Below are 19931 nucleotides of genomic sequence, written 5' to 3' on the forward strand. Positions count from 1 at the left end.
GGATGGTGGCGTTCAGTCGGGTGCGGCTGGCGATTCATTCGGTTGCGGCCAGCGCCGCCGCCCGTTCGGTGAAACCGCCGAAGCCATCCGGAATGATTTCGGTGAGGCTCACTTCAGCCTCGGTGACCTTGTTGATACGGCCGTAGTTCTGGCCCATGTGATCGCCGATGGTGACCCGGTGGATGACCGCGTCCGGTGCCTTGACCATCGCGTAGGTCTTGCCGTTGAAGACCACCATGCCGACCAGGCGCAGCGCATCGATCGGGAATTCCTCGAGCGGTTCCTTGTTGCGGTTCAGGTCCGGGCGCAGTGCCGAGTTTTCACCGCCCTCGGCACGCTGCTGGGACTCCGGCGAATTGACGAACGGATCGCGGCGGTTGTCGCTGACGTAGGCATAGGCCTCGTACTGCTTCATCTGCGGAATCGGATCGATCTGCGAGTTCTTGCGCGCCTTGACCTCGGCCACCCAGACCTCGAGATCGCTCATGCTGTTGCTGCAGGCCGACAGCGCCAGGCTCGCGGCCAGCAACGGCAGAACCCAGCAGTGATGGCGGCTCATTGGCGCGCTCCGCGACGGCCTGCGCGAGCGGCAGCGGGATCGGTGGTGGTGATTTCGCTTTCATCGAGATAGCGATAGGTCTTGGCCAGCGCGCTCATGCGCAAGGCGCCGCGGCTCAAGCCCTGTTGTCCCGGTCCGCCGGCCGGCTTGATCTCGACTTCATCGATGGTGACGATGCGCGGCAGCGCCGCGACGCCGCCGACGAAGGCGCCCATCTGGTGGTAGCTGCCGGTGACCACGATCCGGTTCGGCACCTCGGCGTAGAAATCCTTGGGGATTTCCGTCTGTGGCTGGAACAGCTCTTCTTCCAGGCTCGACGCGACGCGGGTCTGCGAGATGTCGTTGAGCAGATTCTCGACCTCGGTCTTGCTCGGCAGCTGGCGCAGCATGGCGCCGAAATCGCGCTCCATGGTTTCCAGCTGCGCCTTGTAGGCATCGAGCGCGGCGACCTTCTGCTGCTTCTTCTCGAATTCGGCGCGCAGGGTCTGTTCGGTCTGCTCCTCGACGCCGAGCGTTTCGTACTCGGGCTTCAGGAACATCCAGACCCCGAAGCCGACCAGCACGATGAACGCCAGTACTGCGGCGCCGATATGCGCCCAGCGCGGCCAGGCGCCGGGATTCTTCAGGTCCAGCGCCTGCAGTTCGGCGAATGCTTCCTGAACGGTCATGGCTTCACCTCGGTGCGACCGGTGACGCCGCTCGCGGCTGCATCATCCGCCGAAGCCTTGGTCAGATTGGTGACCTGCAGGGTGAAGTCACTGTTGCGCTGGCGGTTCTTCTCGCCGGTCTTGATCACCACCAGCTTCGGGTCCTTGAACCAGGGGCTGGAATCGAGGTTCTTCAGATACGCCGAGATGCGGCCGGACGATTCCGCAACGCCTTCGATGGTGACGTTCTGGCCGCTCTGCTTGATCGAGTTCAGATAGATGCCGTCGGGAAGCGTGTTGACGATCTCGTCGAAGAAATGGACGGTGGCCGAACGGCTTTCCTGCAGCTGCTGGATCACGTTCATCCGCGACACCAGGTTGGCCTTGACCTTCTCCAGCTCCTCGATTTCCTTGATCTGCTTGTCGAGATCCTTGATCTGGGCAGTCAGGTACTGGTTACGGTTCTGCTGGTGCTCGACCGCGCCGGTGATCGTCACATAGCCGAGCCCGAGCAACGCCACCGCGGCGCCGACTCCGAGCCCGACCATGGTCAGGAATTCCTGGCGCCGTCGCGCGCGCCGGGCGGCGCGCCAATCGAGCAGATTGATCCGGGTTGTCATCTAGCTCTCTTGATCGAAGGCACGCAGCGCCAAACCCGCGGCGATCAGCATCGACGCCTGGTCCTGACCGAGCTGCGCCGGCTTGGCGCGGGAATCGACATTCATCTTCGCGAACGGCTGGGCGATCACGCAGGGAATCTGCAGACGCTTCTGGATCGCCACCTCGACGCCCGGAATATGGGCGCAGCCGCCGGCCAGGATCAGCTGGTCGATGACGTTGTGGCGCGATGCGGCAGCGAAGAAGAACTGCAGCGCGCGATCGATCTGCTGGGCCATGTCGGCAATGAAATGGCTGAGCACTTCGTCGCCGTAATTGGCCGGCAGATTGCCGAGGCGCTTGGCCTTGCCGGCTTCCTCGTAGCTCAGACCGTAGAACCGCATGATGTCCTCGGTCAGCTGCCGACCGCCGAAAGATTGATCGCGGGTGTAGACGGTCTGCAGGTCGTGGAGCACCAGCAGCGAGGTCGTCGAGGCGCCGACATCGACGATGGCAACCGTCTTGCCGACGCCGAGCGCCGGCATCTGATGGGTGAGCAGTTCGCAGGAATTCTCGAGCGCGTAGGCCTCGATGTCGACGATCAGCGGCGTCAGGCCGGCGATCTCGAGTGCGGCAATCCGCGATTCGACCTGTTCCTTGCGACAGGCGGCGAGCAGCACGTCGACGCTTTCCTTGTCATGGGCCGTGGGGCCGAGCACCTGGAAATCGAGATTCACTTCGTCGATCGGATACGGAATGTACTGATCGGCCTCGGCCTTGATCTGCTCTTCCATGTCGTTGTCCTTCAGGGACGCAGGCATGGAAATGACCTTGCTGATCACCGAAGAGCCAGCAACCGCGACGGCACATTGACGGTTGCGGGTGCCGGCGCGGTTCATCGCTTTCAGGATCACTTCGCCGACGGCGCGCGGATCGGCAATCTGGCGGTCGACGACGCAGTTCGGCGGCAGCAGTTCGATGGCGAAGGATTCGACGCTGTAACGCTCGCCGCGACGGCTCAACTCCAGCAGCTTGACCGCGCTGGATGAAATATCCAGACCGATCAGCTCCCGGCTCCGCCTTCCGAACAGCGATTGTTTGATCGACATTTGTCCCGAGCGCCCCTGTTTACAAATCCCCGCGAAGCCCTATGCGGTCGCACTCGCGAACTACGGTGGCCGGTCTTTGGTGACGGCTCCCCGAGCAGGACTTAATATAGTTCATGTTGTTTACGCCGCAGCAACAACTTACTTGCCTAAGTGCCTGATGGGAGTTCCAAAGCAGGCGATGAAAGGTGAACCGTCGAGACCCGTTGCGGGTGGCCGGAAAAGTATCCCGAAAGCTCACCATCGAGCTTGCAGTTTCCGGTCCATCGCCTAGCGTTCATCAGGCTATTGCCAAGGCCATTTCCCAGGCCAATCCCCAGGATTGAAATTCGTGATCGAAACCCGTGTCTCCTGATCGCCGCCGCCTTGTCGGCCGCATCGCCCTGATCGGCCTGCTGGTGCTGACCGTCGCTGCCGTCGGCGGCTTTCTGATGCTGCGTGCCTGGGTGATGCCGCAACTGCCCTCGGTGGCCAGCCTCCACGAGATCCGTCTCGGCGTACCCCTCAGGGTTTATACGCGGGACGGAAAACTGATCGGCGAGTTCGGCGCCGAACGGCGTGAACCGCTGACCTATGCGCAACTTCCGAAGCCGCTGGTGCAGGCTTTCCTGGCCGCCGAGGATGATCGCTTCTTCGAGCATTCGGGTGTCGATGTCGCCGGTCTCGCGCGCGCCGCTGTGGTGCTGGCCACCACCGGTCAGAAACGCCAAGGCGGTTCGACGATCACCATGCAGCTGGCGCGCAACGTCTATCTGACCAACGAGCGCAGCTTCACCCGCAAGATCAAGGAAATCTTCCTGGCCCGGAAGATCGAGACTGAGCTGAGCAAGGAGCAGATTCTCGAGCTGTATCTGAACCGCATCTTCCTCGGCAATCGCGCCTATGGCGTCGGTGCCGCGGCTTCGGTCTACTTTGGTCGCGAGGTCAGCAAGCTCACGGTCGGCGAGATGGCACTGATCGCCGGCCTGCCGAAAGCGCCCTCACGCGACAACCCGCTGAACAATGCCGACCGCGCCAAGAATCGCCGCGACTACGTGCTGCGCCGCATGCACGATCTCGGCTACATCGACGACAGCGCCTGGAAGACCGCCACCGCCGAACCGATCACCGCGTTCGAGCACCCGGCGCTGGTCGAAGTGGAAGCCAGCTATGTCGCCGAGATGGTCCGCGCCGAGCTGTACGCCAAGCACGGCGAAGCGACCTATACCGATGGCTTCGTGGTGACCACGACGCTCGACTCGACGCGGCAGCTCGCCGCCAACGCCGCGCTCCGAGGCGGCCTGCTGGCCTACGAAGAACGCCACGGCTTCAACGGCGCCGAAGCGAAGCTGCCGCCGGCACTGCTGGCAACCCTGAACGCCAAGCCCTCATCACCGGAAGTGCTGGTGCAGCTGGCGGCGCGGCCGCCAGTGGCCGGCCTGCAGCCGGCCGTGGTGCTCAGCCTGACGCCGGATCTGCTGCGCATGGTCACCGACAACGGCATCGTCGAACTGCCGAAGACCGCGTTCGCCTGGGCCGGCTTCAACGACAAGCGGACGCTTGCCGCCGGCGACATCGTGCGCATCGCCAAGGTCGGGGCGAATCTGCGCTTGACCCAGATCCCCGAAGTGCAGGGCGCTTTTGTCGCGCTTGATCCGCGCGACGGCGGCGTGCAATCGCTGGTCGGCGGCTACGATTTCTTCCTCGGCAACTTCAACCGCGTGACCCAGGCGCGGCGCCAGGTCGGCAGCGGTTTCAAGCCGTTCCTGTACACGGCGGCGTTATCGAAAGGCTACACGCCGGCCTCGATCTTCCTCGACGCGCCGGTGGTGTTCACCTCCAGCGTCAACCCGGACGACGACTGGCGGCCGGGCAACTACGAAGGCAAGTTCCGCGGCCCGATGCGGCTGCGCGATGCGCTGGCGCTGTCGCGCAATCTGGTGTCGGTGAGAGTCGCGCAGGCCGTCGGCATCGAATACACGCGCGAGTTCGCCTCGCGCTTCGGCTTCGACAAATCCCGTCTGCCGGCCGATCTGACCGTCGCCCTCGGCAGCGCCTCGATGACGCCGATGGAGCAGGCCCGCGCCTATGCGGTGTTCGCCAACGGCGGCTTCCTGATCGATCCCTACTTCATCGCGTCGATCACCGACGGCACCGGCCGCGAGGTCTTCCACGCCCGGCCGAAGCTGGCCTGCCCGGTCTGCGATGCGCCGCCGCCGGAACCCGCGCTCGATCCGGTCACCGGTCAGCCAGTCGCCATTCCAGAACCGCTGACGGTGCAGGCGGCCGAGCCGCCGGTGGCGCCGGAAGATCGTGCGCCGCGCGTGCTGGCGTCGACGCTCGACTATCTGATCAGCAGCATGCTGCATGACGTGGTCACACGCGGCACCGCGTCCCAGGTGCGCAGCCTCGGCCGCGACGATCTGGCCGGCAAGACGGCGACCTCGAACGATGAGACCGATGCCTGGTTCAACGGCTTTTCGACGACCTTGGTCGCCGTCGCCTGGGTCGGTTTCGACCAGCCGAAGCCGCTCGGCCGTGGCGAAGTCGGTGGCCGTGCCGCGGTACCGATGTGGATGGATTACATGAAGACCGCGCTGAAAGGCGTGCCGCAGCAGAAGCAGCCGAGGCCGCCGGGCCTGACCGATATCGCGATCAATCCGGCCACCGGCAAGCTGGTGGCTGGCGGCACACCGGGCTCGCTGTCCGAGGTCGTTCAGAGCGATCACCTGCCGCCACCGGATGACGGCATCAGCCCTTACGGCAATCCGGACAACGCCGCCGCCGACATTTTCTGATGAGCCGGCGCAGCACTCCGAGCAGCGGCCACGGCAGCGATCCGAGCCGTGAAGTGATCGCCGAAGCGGCGCGGATCATCTGCGAGGAAGACGTACTCGACTACCGCAGCGCCAAGCTGAAGGCGCTGCAGCGGCTCGGGCAGAAATCTGGACCGGGCAGCCGTGGCGCGCTGCCGGACAACGCCAGCATCCAGGCCGCGGTGATCGAGTATCAGCGGATCTTCGGCGGCAGCGATTACGCCGGCCATCTGATCGCGATGCGCCGCGCCGCCGTGCAGGCGATGAAGCTGTTGCAACCAGGCTTCTCGCCGCGGCTGGTCGGCGCGGTGGTCAGCGGTGCAATCACCTATGCGCATCGCGTGCAGATCCACGGCTTCGCCGATCGCCCGGAGACGCTGGATTTCTTTCTGCAGGATCGCGGCATTCCGTTCGAGCAGGACGAGCGCGACTACCGCTATCCGGACGGCACCGAAGTACCGGTGCCGCTGGCCCGTTTCGAAGCCGGCGAGATCGGCATCGACATCGCGATGTTCGGGCTCGACGATCTGCGCCGCACGCCGCTGTCGCCCAGCGATGGCCTGCCGATGAAGCGCCTGAACCTGGCTGATGCAGAAGCACTGGCGGCGGTCGGCGTCGACGCGATACTCGGCAGTCAGATGCTTGGCTAGAAACTATCGGCTAGCGAGAAGCGAGACAACGAAAAAGGCCAGCTCGAAAGCTGGCCTTTTTTCTGCTGCATCAGACGATCAGCGCGTCGAGATCGCCTGATACTCGCGCACCGGCGCGCCGGTGTAGACCTGACGCGGACGGGCGATCTTCAGCCCGGCCGGATCGGCATTCATCTCGTTCCAATGCGCCACCCAACCGACGGTGCGGGCAATCGCGAACATCGGCGTGAACATGTTCACCGGGATGCCGAGCGCCTTGTAGATGATGCCCGAGTAGAAATCGACGTTCGGGTACAGCTTGCGCGACTTGAAGTAGTCGTCGTTCAGCGCGATCTCTTCCAGCTTCATCGCCAGTTCGAGCTGCGGATCGTTGATCTTCAGTTCCTTGAGCACCTTGTGGCACTGCTCGCGGATGATCGTCGCGCGCGGATCGAAGTTCTTGTACACGCGATGGCCGAAGCCCATCAGGCGGACGCCGGAATTCTTGTCCTTGACCTTGTCCATGAACGGCTGGACGTTCTTCACGTCGCCGATCTCCTCGAGCATCTTCAGCACGGCTTCGTTGGCGCCGCCGTGCGCCGGGCCCCAGAGCGCCGCGATGCCGGACGAGATCGCGGCGTACGGATTGGTGCCGGTCGAACCGGCCATGCGCACGGTGCTGGTCGAGGCGTTCTGCTCGTGATCGGCGTGCAGGATGAACAGCACGTCCAGCGCCTTGGCGGCGACCGGATTGATCTCGTAATCCTCGGCCGGCACCGCGAACATCATGTGCAGCAGGTTCGAGCAGTAATCGAGCGAGTTCTTCGGGTACATGAACGGCTGGCCGAAGTACTTCTTGTACGCGGCGGCCGCGATCGTCGGGATCTTCGCGATCATCCGGTGGGCAAAGATCTCGCGGTGCTTCGGATCCTTGTTGTTGGTGGTGTCGTGATAGAACGCCGACAGCGAACCGACGATGCCGGTGAGCATTGCCATCGGGTGCGCGTCGTAGTTGAAGCCCTTGTAGAAGCTCAGCAGCGACTCGTTGATCATCGTGTGGCGACGGATCGATGCGTCGAACTCGTCGAGCTCGGTCTTGTTCGGCAGCTCGCCGTGCAGGATCAGGTAGGCGACTTCGATGAACGAGGAGTGATTCGCCAGCTGGTCGACCGGATAGCCGCGATACAGCAGCACGCCCTGGTCGCCATCGATGTATGTGATCGCGCTCTTGCACGAGCAGGTCGACGTGAAGCCGGGATCGTAGGTGAACAGATCCATCTTGTCGTAGACCTTGCCGACATCGGCGCCAGCCGGCCCCAGCGTGCCTTTCACCAGCGGCAGATCGACCTTCTCGCCGGTTTCGTTGTTCAGCAGGCTGTAGCTCGTCGTCATCGCATCTTCTCCGTCGGACTGTTGGGACGGCATTCCGTCCCGCAAGAAATGTGCAGTGCCGCAATCAATCCGCACAAAAACCCTGCGCACACCGTGTGGGGCGGCATTAGGTTCTTGGGGGATCTCCCGGCGAGTCCGGCAAGCATAACGATTTTCGTCGCCCTTCGGCCATAGCCTGCCCTGATCAAAACAGGGGATTCCCGCAGTTTCCTCTGCTGAAGCAGAGCTCGACCCCTTCCGATGCCGGAAGCGGACATAAAAAAGCCGCCCGGAGGCGGCTTTTCGAAGCGACGGCTGACGACAGCTCAGGAAGCGTAGCGCTTGCGGAACTTGTCGATACGGCCGCCGATGTCGGCAACCTTCTGCTTGCCCGTGTAGAACGGGTGCGAAGCGCTGGACACGTCCAGGTTCAGCAGCGGATAGGTCTTGCCGTCGATCACGATCGTTTCACGCGGCTTCAGCGTGGTACGGATGATGAAGGTCTTGTCGGCGGAGTTGTCCTTGAAGGCAACTTCGGAATATTCGGGATGGATGTCGGGCTTCATGGCGTCCTCGGAGGTTGGTGCCTACCGGACAGCGGAGGGCGAAAGGACGCGGAGTCTAATGAACTGGCCGGATCGAGGCAAGTCCCTTGTCCGTACAGCGGCCTCAGTCGCTCTCGGCTTCGACGTCGACCGTGTGCTCGTCCAGATCGTCCGACACCCAGACCCGCACCGTCATTGGCCGGCAGCAGACGCTGCAGTCCTCGCTGTAGGTCTGCGAGCCGGCGCTGAGATCGATGGTCAGCGGAATGATTTCCCAGCAGGCCGGACAGGTGACCTTGGTTTCTTCGAGGATGCCGTCGTCTTCGGCGTCATCGACCGCTTCGACGACTTCCTTGACGCTGATCGTGTACTCCTCGTCCTCGTCGACCAGCAGCCGCACGGTCATCGGCGAGTCGCAGACACAGCATTCCTCGACCCAGGTTTTCGAGCCCTTGTCCGGATCGACCGTCAGCGGGATCGATTCGTGGCAGGCCGGACAGATGACTTCGGCTTCTTCGCGCATGGTCGGTAGTGCGGAGTTAGAGGCAGGATCAGAGAAACTCGCTGATTAGTGTATTCAGATGCGCGCGGCCGAGGGCAGTCGGAAGGATGACCGCGTCATCCTGCTCGAGCAAACCTCGTGCCGCCAGCTTCGCCAGTCTGGGTCCGATTTCGGACCGTGCAAGCCCGGTCCGCGCCTCGAACAGCGCCGGACTGAAGCCTTCGTTCAGGCGCAGCGCATTCATCGCGAACTCGAACGGCAGCTCCGGTGCGCCGACTTGCCGCTGTTCCTGCAGCGCCCCTGCCTGACCGGCAGCCGCCTGATAGGTCTTCGGCAGCTTGTGCCGCGCGCGGCGCTCGATGCGATCGGCGAACGTGCGCTTGCCGTGGGCACCGGCGCCGATGCCGAGATAGTCGCCGAACTGCCAGTAATTGCGATTGTGCCGGCTCTGTCGCCCGACCTGCGCGTAGGCCGAAACCTCGTATTGCGCGTACCCGTGCTCGGCGAGCAGCGCCTGCCCGGCCAGCTGCATCGCCCAGGCCGCATCGTCGTCCGGCAGTTTCGGTGGCCGGGCCGCGAATTCGGTGTTCGGCTCCAGGGTCAGCTGGTAGTAGCTCAGATGTTCGGGGCCGAGCGCGATCGCCTCGCGCAGATCGGCCGCCGCTTCGGCCTCGGTCTGCTCGGGCAGCGCGAACATCAGGTCGAGATTCAGATTGTCGAAGCCAGCCGCGCGGGCGATGCGCACGGCGCTCACCGCATCGTCATGACCGTGAATGCGGCCGAGCCGCTTGAGCATCGCGTCGTTCAGGCTCTGCACGCCGATCGACAAGCGATTGACCCCCGCTGTTCGGTAATCACGGAAATAGCCGGCATCGACGGTGCCCGGATTGGCTTCCAGCGTGATTTCGATGTCCGGCGCGAAGCTGAGTCGCTTGGCAAACGCTTCAAGTACTGAAGCGATCGCCCGCCCCGAGAACAGGCTTGGCGTGCCACCACCCATGAAGATCGACTGGATCGGCCTTGATTCCGGCTGCAGCAGCTCGAAATCGAGATCGCGGATCAGCGCCGCGATGTAGGCATCTTCCGGCACTGCGCCGCGCAGGCCGTGCGAATTGAAATCGCAGTACGGGCACTTGGCCACGCACCACGGAAAGTGCAGGTACAGCGACAGCGGAATCGCTGCCGCATCGACGCCAGTCACGGCCGCAGTTGCGCCAGCAGCGCCGCGAACGCCCGGGCGCGATGACTGCGCGTGTTCTTGTCGGCTGCGCTCAACTCGGCGGCGGACTGGCCGGATTCGAGATCGAGAAACAGCGGGTCGTAGCCAAATCCGTTGGCACCACGCGGCTCGCGCAGGATGCGGCCCGGCCAGGCACCGAAGGCGATCAGCGGCACTGGATCGTCGGCATGGCGCAGCAGCGCCAGCACCGAGACGAAGCGGGCGGCGCGCTGCTCGTCAGGCGTTTCGGCCAGGGCGGCGAGCAGCTTGGCGTTGTTGGCGGCATCGTCGCCCTGGGTACCCGCATAGCGAGCCGAGTACACACCCGGCGCGCCGCCAAGCGCGCCGACTTCAAGGCCGGAGTCATCGGCAATCGCCGGCAGGCCGGACACCTTTGTCGCGTGGCGCGCCTTGATCAGCGCGTTCTCGACAAATGTCGGCGCGGTTTCTTCCGGCTCGACATCGCTGAACTCGGAAACCAGCTTCAGCTGATAGCCGAGCGGCGCGAGCAGGCTTTCCAGCTCGATCAGCTTCTTGCGGTTGCGGCTGGCGAGGACGAGCGCGCCCATGATTCAGCCCGGCGCGATCAGCGCGCCGGCAGCGCCTGCTGCTGGATCGCGCACAACTCGGCGATGCCCTTCTGGGCGAGGCCGAGCAGGGCGTCGAGTTCGCTGCGCTGGAAGGCGTGGCCTTCGGCGGTGCCCTGTACTTCGATGAAGCCGCCAGCGGCGTTCATGACCACGTTCATGTCGGTCTCGCAGTTCGAGTCCTCGGGGTAGTCGAGGTCGAGCACCGGCGTGCCGTTGTAGATGCCGACCGATACCGCGGCGACCTGGCCGTGCAGCGGATCGCGCTTGATCTTGCCGATCTTGCGCAGATGGGCGATCGCATCGGCGAGCGCGACATAGCCGCCGGTGATGCTGGCGGTGCGGGTGCCGCCGTCGGCCTGCAGCACGTCGCAATCGATGGTGATGGTCAGGCCGGCCATGGCGTCGAGATCGAGCACCGAGCGCAGGGAACGGCCGATCAGGCGCTGGATTTCCTGGGTGCGGCCGCTCTGCTTGCCCTGCGCCGCTTCGCGCTTGGAGCGCGTGTGCGTGGAGCGCGGCAGCATGCCGTATTCGGCGGTCAGCCAGCCGCCGTCCTTCTTCCACGAGGGGCCCCGTTCCTCGACGCTCGCCGTGCACAGCACCTGGGTATCGCCGAACGCGACCAGCACCGAACCTTCGGCATGGCGCGTGAACTGACGCTGGATCGTGACGGGACGAAGCTGGTCAGGCGCGCGGTTTGAAGGACGGGTCACTGGGGTCTGCGGCAGGGGAGCGGGCGCGGAGTATACCGCCGCCCATGCGAGGCCAAGCCCGTGCCCAAGGCAGACGCCAGACCAGCAGCACGGCGAGGATGGCGGCGTACAGCAGCGGTTCCGACAGGTCTTTCTTGACCAGCCAGAGGTAGTGCAGCACGCCGAGGATCGCCGCCGGATAGACCAGCCGATGAAGCATTTTCCAGCGCCGTTTCAGGCGCCGCTGCCAGCCATCGGTCGAGGTGATCGCCAGCGGCAGCAGGAACAGCCAGGCGGTGAAACCGACGGTGATGTACAGGCGCTTGACCAGATCCTCGCCGAGCTTCGCCAGTGCCTGAGCCGGCGCCAGAATGTTGAGATCGAAGACGATGTAGACGGCGAAATGCAGGCAGATGTAGGCGTAGGCCCACAAGCCGACGGTCCGCCGCAGTTTCAGCGGCCAGACCCAGCCGGTGAGGCTGCGCAGCGGCGTCATCGCCAGACTCAGCAGCAGGAAGCGCAGCGACCAGTCACCGAGCGCGTGCTCGAGGAACTCGATCGGATTGGCGCCGAGCCGGCCATTCAGCAGCCGCTCGACGAGCATCACCAGCGGCGTCAGCGCCAGCAGCCAGATCAGCGCTCGCGCCAGCCGCAGCCGGGTCACCGGACCGATGCTCATCAATAGTTCTTGCGCAGGTCCATGCCGGCGTACAGCGAAGCCACTTCCGGATAGCCGTTGAACGGCAGGGTCGAGCGCCGGAACAGTTCGCCGAGGCGGCGTTCGCTGGCCTGACTCCAGCGCGGATGATCGACCGCCGGATTGACGTTCGCGTAAAAACCATATTCGTCAGGGCCGAGTTGATTCCAGGTGGTTTCCGGCTGGGTTTCGGTGAAGCGGATCCTGACGATCGACTTCACCCCCTTGAAGCCGTACTTCCAAGGGGTGATCAACCGCAGCGGCGCACCGTTCTGGTTCGGCAGCACCCGGCCGTAGAGCCCGACCACCATGAACGCCAGCGGGTGCATGGCTTCGTCGATACGCAGGGCTTCGCGGTACGGATACTCCAGCACGCGGCGCTTGATCATCGGCATCTGCACCGGATCGGCAAGCGTGAAGAACTGCACGAACTTGGCTTTGGAGTTCGGCTTGAAGCGCTTGATCAGATCAGCCAGCGAAAAGCCGATCCAGGGCACGACGACGCTCCAGGCTTCGACGCAACGCATCCGGTAGACGCGTTCTTCAAGCTGCTGCGGCTTGATCAGATCATCGATGCCGAGCACGCCGGGGGCATCGCATTCGCCTTCGACGGTGACCGTCCACGGCCGGATTTTCAGGGTGCTCGCGTAGCTTGCCGGATCGGATTTGTCGGTGCCGAACTCGTAATAGTTGTTGTACTGGGTGATGTCTTCGTAGCTGCAGAGCTTTTCGCCGCCGGCCATCTCCGTTTTCTTGCTGACCTCGAGCGTCGCCAGGCCGGATTTGGCGGCGCCATCGGCAGCGGCGGCCTCGGCCTTTGGTGTTTCCTTGGCATCGCTGCAGGCGGACAAGGCCAGCCCGACCGTCGCAAGTCCCATCTTGGCGAGAAAGTGACGGCGATCCTGAAATACCGGCTCGGGCGTGATCTCGCTGGAAGCGATCGGAAACTCGGGGGCTACGCGAATCAGCATGGCGGTGGCTCGGGTCAGGCAGTGATGACGGTCTGACCGCAGCTTAACCAGCCGGTTTCGCCGTAACATGGTTCAGGTACGCGAAGACATGAAAGACGGACGCTTGAACACGCAAGACAACGAAGCGCTGCAGGAACTGGTCGATACCTTCGACATGCTCGGCGATTGGGAGGAGCGCTATCGCTACCTGATCGAACTCGGCCGCAAGTTGCCGGAGATGCCGGACGCCGAGCACAGCGAGATCAACAAGGTGCGCGGCTGCATGAGCCAGGTGTGGCTGGCCGGCGAAGTCGGGGACGATTCCCGCCTGCATCTGCGCGGTGATTCCGACGCCCACATCGTCAAGGGCCTGATCGCGCTGATCCTGGCGCTGACCGATGGCCGCACCGCGCAACAGGTACTCGATACCGACATCAAGGCCGCGTTCACGCAGCTGGGCCTGGAAAGCCATCTGTCGATGAACCGCCGCAATGGCTTCTACGCGATGGTCGAGCGCATCAAGGCGATGGCGGCCGAAGCGGCGAGGTAGGGCGGGCCGCGCCCCCTGTTCCTTGATGCGCTGACGGCGCCGGCAGGCAAGGCCCGCCCTGCGGAATCACCGGCGACACAAGGCGCTCACGGATCGGCGGGTAGAATCGACGGGACTACCGGAGTAACCCCATGTCGATCTTTGCGCTGGCGCTGCTCGCATTCGCCCTTGTCACGCTGTTCAAGGCCGTGGTCACGGTGCCGCAAGGCACGGAATACACGATCGAACGCTTCGGCAAGTACCGCGCAACGTTCACGCCCGGCCTGCAGTGGCTGGTGCCCTTCGTCGATCGCATCGGCCGCAGGCTGTCGATGATGGAGCAGGTTCTCGACGTGCCGTCGCAGGAAGTGATCACCAAGGACAACGCCATGGTCGGCGTTGATGGCGTGGTGTTCTATCAGGTGCTCGACGCCGCCCGCGCTGCCTACGAAGTGCAGAACCTGCAGTACGCGATCCTCAACCTGACCCAGACCAATCTGCGCACGGTGATGGGCTCGATGGATCTCGACGAGCTGCTCAGCCAGCGCGATCACATCAACACGCGGCTGCTGGCGGTGGTCGATCAGGCGACCTCGCCCTGGGGCATCAAGGTCACCCGCATCGAGATCAAGGACATCCGGCCGCCGATGGATCTGGTCGAAAGCATGGGCCGGCAGATGAAGGCCGAGCGCGACAAGCGCGCCTCGATCCTCGAAGCCGAAGGCATGAAGCAGAGCGCGATCCTCAAGGCCCAGGGCGCGCAGCAGGCGCAGATCCTGTCCGCCGAAGGCATGAAGCAACAGGCGATCCTCGACGCCGAAGGCCGCAAGGAAGCCGCGTTCCGCGATGCCGAAGCCCGCGAGCGCCAGGCCGAAGCCGAAGCCAATGCAACCGCGCGCGTCTCCGCCGCCATCGCCCAGGGCGACGTGCAGGCGATCAACTACTTCGTCGCCACCAAGTACATCGAAGCCCTGAAGGACATCGCCACCAGCCCGAACCAGAAGCTGGTGTTCATGCCGCTGGAAGCCGCCAGCGTGATCGGCGCGATCGGCGGCATTGCCGATCTCGCGAAAGCAGCGTCGTCGCAAGCCACCACCAAGTACTGAGTCGCCTCGAACGGGAGCAAGACTCATGGACGCAATCCTCAGCGACGGCTTCGTGTTCTGGCACTGGTGGGTGCTCGGCTTCCTGCTGCTGGTCGCCGAAATCCTGACGCCGGGCACCTTCTTCATGTGGATCGGCTTCGCCGCCTTCGTCACCGGCCTGGCCGCCTGGTTGATCCCGGGCCTGAGCTGGGCCGGCGAGATCGTGATGTTCGCGGTGCTGTCGCTGGCGGCGGTGGTGTTGTGGCTGAAGTACCGGCCGCTGACCCGCAACGATGCCGAAGACAACGGCCTGAACCAGCGCGGCCGGCACACCATCGGCCGCGAGCTGACCCTGGTGTCGGACATCGAGAACGGCATCGGCCAGGCGCGGCTCGATGATTCCGTCTGGCGCGTATCCGGCCCGGCACTGAAGGCCGGAAGCCTGGTCAAAGTGATCGGCGCCGATGGCGCGACCCTGAAAGTTGAAGCACTACACGTGGAGCCTCGTCATTCCTGAACTTCAACCCCATTCGCCGGAACCGGATGCCGACGCCGATATCGCGCCCGCCGGCGAGCAGCGCGCCATCGCTGCGATCCGCGAAGCGACCCACAATCTCTATAGCTTCGGCGAGGAACTGGTCCACAGCCTGACCCACGGCCTCGGCGCGCTGCTGGCGATCGTCGGCCTGTGCGTGCTGGTGGCGCGCTCGGTGCTCTACGGCGGCACCCGGGAACTGGTGGCCAGCAGCATCTTCGGCGCCGCGCTGATCCTGATGTACGCGGCCTCGACCTTGTTCCACAGCATTCCGATGCCACGGCCGAAGCACATCTTCCGGGTGCTCGACCACTGCCTGATCTATGTACTGATCGCCGGCACCTACACGCCGTACACCCTGCTGGCGCTGCGCGACAGCCCCTGGGGCATCGGCCTGTTCATTTTCGTCTGGGGCCTGGCCACGGTCGGCATCGTCTTCAAGATCTTCACCACCGGCCGCTTCGAATGGCTGTCGCTGGCGGTCTATCTGCTGATGGGCTGGTGCGGCGTGGTCGCCGGCAAATCGATGATCGCGGCGATTCCCGATGGCGGCCTGTGGCTGCTGCTGGCCGGTGGCCTGTCGTACAGCTTCGGCACCATCTTCTATGCCTCGACCCGCCTGCGTTATCACCATGCGATCTGGCATCTGTTCGTGCTTGCCGGCAGCATCTTTCATTACTTCAGCGTGCTGTTCTACGTCCTTCCAGGACCCAGCAATCCGGTGACGCCATGAGCAAGAAACCGATCGTCGACGACAGCCCTTATCTGGTGCCGGATGACGGCAGCTTCCGCGTCGACAAGGCGCGCACCGCGCCGCCGAAGAGTGCAGCGGACGACGACGTGCAGAAGGACCGGCTACGCGACGAGATCGCCAAGCTCGACGATCTGCAGAAGATCCTGTTCGCTCACGATCATCACTCCGTGTTGCTGGTGTTCCAGGCGATGGACGCCGCCGGCAAGGATTCGACGATTCGCGCCGTGCTGTCCGGCGTCAATCCGGCCGGCTGCCAGGTGCATGCCTTCAAGCGCCCGAGCAGCGAGGAGCTGGATCACGACTTCCTATGGCGCACCGCCTGCCGCCTGCCCGAGCGCGGCCGCATCGGTGTGTTCAATCGCAGCTACTACGAAGAAGTGCTGGCGGTGAAGGTGCATCCGCAGTTCCTCGACGCGCAGGGCTTGAGCACCGGCAAGCATCCGAAGAAATTCTGGAAGCAGCGCTACGCTTCGATCCGCGATCACGAGCGTCATCTGGCCCGCAACGGCACGGTGATCCTCAAGTTCTGGCTCAACGTCTCCAAGGAAGAACAGCGCCAGCGCTTCCTCGCCCGCCTGAACGAACCGGAGAAGAACTGGAAGTTCGAAGCCGCCGACGTGGCCGAGCGCGAACACTGGGATGACTACATGCAGGCCTACGAAGACGCACTCAACGAAACCTCACGCCCCTGGGCGCCGTGGTACGCGATTCCCGCGGACTCGAAGCCGTACATGCGTGCAGCCGTTGCCGACATCATCGTTCGCACGCTGGAAAGCATGAACCTGCAATACCCGGTTTCGAGCGATGAACAGCTGGCGCAATTCGCGGAACTGCGGAAACGGCTCGAGGACGAGTTCACCTAAGGCCTAGCTTGCAGATGGAATCGACATTCCACTGCAGGCTTTCAAGTATCTGAAATCGCCGACGACTCAAGCCGCGTTGGGCGCGGTCGGCGTGGGCGAAGTGGCCGGCGTGTCGGCATCGGGCGGTGGCGGCGCCGATCCTTCCGGTGTCTGGCCTTTCATGATTTCGGCGCGCAGATGCGGCAGGTACAGAGGGAATTCACGCGCGATGAACGAGATCACGCCTTCGCGGACGCGGCAGCGCAGGTCGAAGTTTCGCCCCGAATCTGAAGAAGAAAGCAGCACGCGCAACTGCATCTGCGATTCGCTGGTATCGGTGACCTGCACGATGCCCACGCGGCCGTCCCAGTCCTTGTCCTGCTTGCACAGTCGCGTGACCTCGCTGCGGATCGGGTCCACCGGCAGACGGTAGTCGGCCCAGATCATCACGGTGCCGAGAATGTCCGAACTCTGGCGCGTCCAGTTCTGGAAGGGTTTCTCGATGAAGTACTGCAGCGGCACGATGAGCCGGCGCTGATCCCAGATCGCCACCACCACGTAGGTGCCGGTCGCTTCTTCCACTCGTCCCCATTCGCCTTCCAGCACCAGGACGTCGTCGATGCGGATCGGCTGCGTGAGCGCGAGTTGCAGACCGGCGAGCAGATTGCCGAGCGCCGGCTTGGCAGCAAGACCGATCGCAAGACCCGCGATGCCTGCCGAGGCGAGCAGGCTGGTCCCCACCTGACGCACGCTGGGGAAGGTCATCAGTGCAATCGATACGCCGAGAATCAGGATCACCACGTAGAGCGTGCGCGTGAGCACTCGTGCCTGCGTGAGCCGCGTGCGAGCGATCAGGTTGTCGGCGGCGTTGGCGTAGGGGTTGAGCTGAACGATGGCTTCGCCGGTCACGGCCACGCAGCGCAGCAGCAGCCAGGTCATCGCGCCGATCCACAGCACGCCGGTGGTATGCCGCAACGGGCCGATCAAAGGCAACTCGTCCGCAGCGGCCTGCCACACCAGCCCGAGCGCGGTAAATGCCGCCAGGGTCGTCACCGGCGTATTCGTGCGCCGGACGATCAAGCCCAGGATCGTGAGATGACTGGTGGCACGTGTTGCCGCCGCGCGCAGAAGGCGCATGACCAGCAGCACCACCAGCAGGGTTCCCGCAGCGGCAGTGCCGGTCAGCGCCCACGGCGGCGCCTCGTTACGCAGGTATTGAAGAAAATCTTGCACGACGAGAATCCTTTCCCAGGCGGGTTGCGCTCACCTGCAGCCTTGCAGAGAGCGTGCCTGGATGATGGATTCCCGGGAGCCAATGCTTTCGGATCGTGCTCGGGCATCAGCGCCCCGACCACGATCCGAGCACAAGGCTCAGCCTGCGGCGAAGTCGGTCGACAGTGCCAGCGCACGCCACTGGTTCAGTTCCTTCATCACGCTGGCGTTCTTGTTCTCGATGCGCGCCACCGTATCGCTGCCCAGCGGCAGACGCACCGGCGGATTCTTTGAGTTCACCAGCTGCATCATCGCCACCGCGAGCATTGCCGGATCGCCCGGCTGCTGGTGATTGTGGTCGGCCGCGAAGGCGCGCATCGCCCCGGCAGTGTCGTGATAGTCGCCGATGTTCTGCACAACCTTGACCAGCGAACTGTCGTCGAGAAAATCGGTACGGAAAAAACCGGGCTCGACCACGGTGACCTTGATGCCCAGCGGCGCCAGTTCGATCGCCAGGGATTCGCTGATGCCTTCGACCGCGAACTTGGTCGCGCAGTAAACGCCCCAGCCGGAGAACGCCGCCGAATAGCCACCGATCGACGACAGGTTGATCACGTGGCCGCTGCGCTGTTCGCGCATCTGAGGCAGCACCGCGCGGGTCACCGCCAGCAGGCCGAAGACATTGGTGGAGAACACCTTCTGCACTTCTTCGGCGCTGGCTTCCTCTACCGCGCCGAGCAGGCCGTAGCCAGCGTTGTTGACCAGCACGTCGATGCGGCCGAACTGCTTCAGGGCCTGCGCGACGGCCGCATGCACCTGATCGTCGCGGGTCACGTCGAGCGCGACCGGCAGCAGGCGCGGATGCTCGCCGAGGCGGGCGGTGACCGTCGCCGGGTTACGAGCCGTGGCGACTACCGCGTCGCCAGCGGCAAGGGCCTGCTCGGCGATCAGCGCGCCGAAACCGCGAGAGGCGCCGGTGATGAACCAGACGCGGGGCTGAGTGGTCGTCGCGGCCTTGGAATTGTCGTTGTTCATGGTGTTGCTCCTGGAGAGATTGCGAGGCCGGTTCGGGTGCCTTGCCGGGGTGCAAGCACGGTAGGCCTGAGGTACTGTTGAGACAATCAGTCCAGTTTTTGATGATCTACTGAGATATATTCAGTAATGAGCCGTCTTTCCCCGTCCGATCTGTCCGCCTTCCTGGCCGTTGCCCGCCATCGCAGCTTCCGCAAGGCGGCGGTGGAGCTGGGCGTGTCGCCGTCCGCGCTCAGCCATGCATTGAGAGTCATCGAAGAGCGCGTCGATCTGCGGCTCTTCAACCGCACCACGCGCAGCGTCGCCCTGACCGAGGCCGGCGAGCGTCTGTACGCCCGCGTGTTACCGGCCTTTCGCGACATCCAGGACGCACTCGAAGACCTCAACGCCCTGCGCGGCAAACCGGCCGGCACGCTGCGCATCAACGCCGGCCGTGCCGCCGTGCAGCTGGCGCTGCTGCCGGTGGCGACCAAGTTCCTGCAGGCTTATCCGGATGTACGCCTCGAAATCGTCGTCGACGATGGCCTGGTCGATATCGTCGGTGCCGGCTTCGACGCCGGCCTGCGTTTCGGCGAGACCCTGGCCGGCGACATGATCGCCCTGCCGATCGGCCCCCGGCAGCGCTCGGCGGTGGTCGCCACGCCGGAGCATTTCCAGCGCTACGGCATTCCGCAGACACCGCGCGATCTGGATGCCCATCCCTGCATCCGTCAGCGCTTCCTGAGCGGCGCGCTGTATCGCTGGGAATTCGAGCGCGGCGGCACCGAGCTGAGCATCGAGGTCGATGGCCGTCTGACGCTGACCGACTGGGACCTGGTGCTTGAAGCCGCACTCGCCGGCAATGGCCTGGCTTATCTGTTCGAAGCCCGCGTACTGCCGTGGATCGAGGAAGGCCGCCTGCAGCGCGTGCTCGCAGACTGGTGTCCCGACTATCCCGGCCTGTACCTGTACCACCCGAGCCGCCGCCAGCAGCCGGCAGCGCTGAAGGCGTTCATCGAGTTCGTCAAGGACGACAACGCGGAACGCGCCGGCTGAACGAGCGC

The 19931-nt window shown here is 64.2% G+C and carries 22 protein-coding genes; 8 read left to right on the plus strand and 14 right to left on the minus strand.

Translation table 11 applies throughout. From position 1 onward, the window contains the following. Window positions 1–34: 34 nt before the first annotated feature. From G513_RS0109385 to G513_RS0109400, 4 genes are read right to left on the minus strand one after another with little or no spacing between them, the layout of a single operon-like run. On the minus strand, window positions 35–559 hold the full coding sequence (locus G513_RS0109385) for a pilus assembly protein PilP (RefSeq protein ID WP_022976582.1): 525 nt from the start codon (window positions 557–559) through the stop codon (window positions 35–37). Next, complete coding sequence (locus G513_RS0109390; RefSeq protein ID WP_022976583.1) at window positions 556–1227, minus strand: type IV pilus inner membrane component PilO; 672 nt, start codon at window positions 1225–1227, stop codon at window positions 556–558. Before G513_RS0109390 ends, G513_RS0109385 begins: the two co-directional genes overlap by 4 nt. Then, the gene (locus G513_RS0109395) at window positions 1224–1826 is read right to left on the minus strand and encodes a PilN domain-containing protein (protein WP_022976584.1); all 603 of its coding nucleotides are present in this window, start codon (window positions 1824–1826) and stop codon (window positions 1224–1226) included. Before G513_RS0109395 ends, G513_RS0109390 begins: the two co-directional genes overlap by 4 nt. After that, on the minus strand, window positions 1827–2912 hold the full coding sequence (locus G513_RS0109400) for a pilus assembly protein PilM (RefSeq protein ID WP_022976585.1): 1086 nt from the start codon (window positions 2910–2912) through the stop codon (window positions 1827–1829). It abuts the gene before it with no gap. A gap of 341 nt (window positions 2913–3253) precedes the next feature. Between G513_RS0109400 and G513_RS22310 the strand changes: the two genes are divergently transcribed. Then, on the plus strand, window positions 3254–5686 hold the full coding sequence (locus G513_RS22310; protein WP_022976586.1) for a penicillin-binding protein 1A: 2433 nt from the start codon (window positions 3254–3256) through the stop codon (window positions 5684–5686). Then, window positions 5686–6354: a hypothetical protein gene (locus G513_RS22315; protein WP_022976587.1), complete on the plus strand. Its 669-nt coding sequence runs from the start codon at window positions 5686–5688 to the stop codon at window positions 6352–6354. The genes G513_RS22310 and G513_RS22315 overlap by 1 nt, the downstream gene beginning before the upstream one ends. 78 nt (window positions 6355–6432) lie before the next feature. Here the strand turns inward: G513_RS22315 and G513_RS0109415 are convergent, their stop codons facing one another. The 8 genes from G513_RS0109415 to msrP all read right to left on the minus strand — a co-directional run bounded on the left by G513_RS0109415 (window position 6433) and on the right by msrP (window position 12917). Continuing rightward, window positions 6433–7725, minus strand: a complete 1293-nt coding sequence (locus tag G513_RS0109415) for a citrate synthase (protein ID WP_022976588.1) — start codon at window positions 7723–7725, stop codon at window positions 6433–6435. 305 nt (window positions 7726–8030) lie between these two features. Beyond that, window positions 8031–8270 carry a type B 50S ribosomal protein L31 gene (locus G513_RS0109420; RefSeq protein ID WP_022976589.1) on the minus strand — a complete coding sequence of 80 codons (240 nt, stop codon included), beginning with the start codon at window positions 8268–8270 and terminating at the stop codon, window positions 8031–8033. 103 nt (window positions 8271–8373) lie between these two features. Further along, complete coding sequence (locus tag G513_RS26270; protein ID WP_022976590.1) at window positions 8374–8772, minus strand: CPXCG motif-containing cysteine-rich protein; 399 nt, start codon at window positions 8770–8772, stop codon at window positions 8374–8376. A gap of 28 nt (window positions 8773–8800) precedes the next feature. Further along, window positions 8801–9952, minus strand: a complete 1152-nt coding sequence (gene hemW, locus G513_RS0109430; RefSeq protein ID WP_022976591.1) for a radical SAM family heme chaperone HemW — start codon at window positions 9950–9952, stop codon at window positions 8801–8803. Beyond that, window positions 9949–10539: an RdgB/HAM1 family non-canonical purine NTP pyrophosphatase gene (rdgB, locus tag G513_RS0109435; protein ID WP_022976592.1), complete on the minus strand. Its 591-nt coding sequence runs from the start codon at window positions 10537–10539 to the stop codon at window positions 9949–9951. Before rdgB ends, hemW begins: the two co-directional genes overlap by 4 nt. Window positions 10540–10556: 17 nt before the next feature. Continuing rightward, window positions 10557–11273, minus strand: coding sequence for a ribonuclease PH (gene rph, locus G513_RS0109440; protein ID WP_022976593.1), 717 nt, complete (start codon window positions 11271–11273; stop codon window positions 10557–10559). Beyond that, window positions 11245–11931 carry a protein-methionine-sulfoxide reductase heme-binding subunit MsrQ gene (gene msrQ, locus G513_RS22320; protein WP_022976594.1) on the minus strand — a complete coding sequence of 229 codons (687 nt, stop codon included), beginning with the start codon at window positions 11929–11931 and terminating at the stop codon, window positions 11245–11247. Before msrQ ends, rph begins: the two co-directional genes overlap by 29 nt. Continuing rightward, window positions 11931–12917 carry a protein-methionine-sulfoxide reductase catalytic subunit MsrP gene (msrP, locus tag G513_RS0109450; RefSeq protein WP_366511655.1) on the minus strand — a complete coding sequence of 329 codons (987 nt, stop codon included), beginning with the start codon at window positions 12915–12917 and terminating at the stop codon, window positions 11931–11933. The genes msrQ and msrP overlap by 1 nt, the downstream gene beginning before the upstream one ends. Window positions 12918–13008: 91 nt before the next feature. Between msrP and G513_RS0109455 the strand changes: the two genes are divergently transcribed. The 5 genes from G513_RS0109455 (at window position 13009) to G513_RS0109475 (ending at window position 16665) form a co-directional block, all read left to right on the plus strand. After that, window positions 13009–13449: a SufE family protein gene (locus tag G513_RS0109455; RefSeq protein WP_022976596.1), complete on the plus strand. Its 441-nt coding sequence runs from the start codon at window positions 13009–13011 to the stop codon at window positions 13447–13449. 131 nt (window positions 13450–13580) lie between these two features. After that, window positions 13581–14534 (plus strand): SPFH domain-containing protein, encoded by a 954-nt coding sequence (locus tag G513_RS0109460; RefSeq protein ID WP_022976597.1) that lies wholly within the window; start codon window positions 13581–13583, stop codon window positions 14532–14534. A gap of 25 nt (window positions 14535–14559) precedes the next feature. After that, window positions 14560–15030, plus strand: coding sequence for an NfeD family protein (locus tag G513_RS0109465; protein ID WP_022976598.1), 471 nt, complete (start codon window positions 14560–14562; stop codon window positions 15028–15030). Further along, window positions 14996–15781: a PAQR family membrane homeostasis protein TrhA gene (gene trhA / locus G513_RS0109470; RefSeq protein ID WP_022976599.1), complete on the plus strand. Its 786-nt coding sequence runs from the start codon at window positions 14996–14998 to the stop codon at window positions 15779–15781. The genes G513_RS0109465 and trhA overlap by 35 nt, the downstream gene beginning before the upstream one ends. After that, window positions 15778–16665: a polyphosphate kinase 2 family protein gene (locus G513_RS0109475; RefSeq protein ID WP_022976600.1), complete on the plus strand. Its 888-nt coding sequence runs from the start codon at window positions 15778–15780 to the stop codon at window positions 16663–16665. Before trhA ends, G513_RS0109475 begins: the two co-directional genes overlap by 4 nt. A 66-nt stretch (window positions 16666–16731) precedes the next feature. Here G513_RS0109475 and G513_RS22325 read toward each other — a convergent pair whose 3' ends face one another. Together G513_RS22325 and G513_RS0109485 are read right to left on the minus strand one after the other, a co-directional pair. Next, the gene (locus tag G513_RS22325; protein WP_022976601.1) at window positions 16732–17877 is read right to left on the minus strand and encodes a mechanosensitive ion channel family protein; all 1146 of its coding nucleotides are present in this window, start codon (window positions 17875–17877) and stop codon (window positions 16732–16734) included. Window positions 17878–18015: 138 nt separating this feature from the next. Further along, the gene (locus G513_RS0109485; protein ID WP_022976602.1) at window positions 18016–18891 is read right to left on the minus strand and encodes an oxidoreductase; all 876 of its coding nucleotides are present in this window, start codon (window positions 18889–18891) and stop codon (window positions 18016–18018) included. Window positions 18892–19017: 126 nt separating this feature from the next. Here G513_RS0109485 and G513_RS0109490 point away from each other — a divergent pair, with 126 nt between their 5' ends. After that, window positions 19018–19923, plus strand: coding sequence for a LysR family transcriptional regulator (locus tag G513_RS0109490; protein WP_022976603.1), 906 nt, complete (start codon window positions 19018–19020; stop codon window positions 19921–19923). Window positions 19924–19931 lie beyond the last annotated feature (8 nt).

The organism is Nevskia ramosa DSM 11499 (assembly GCF_000420645.1).
GTDB classification, from domain to species: Bacteria; Pseudomonadota; Gammaproteobacteria; order Nevskiales; family Nevskiaceae; genus Nevskia; species Nevskia ramosa.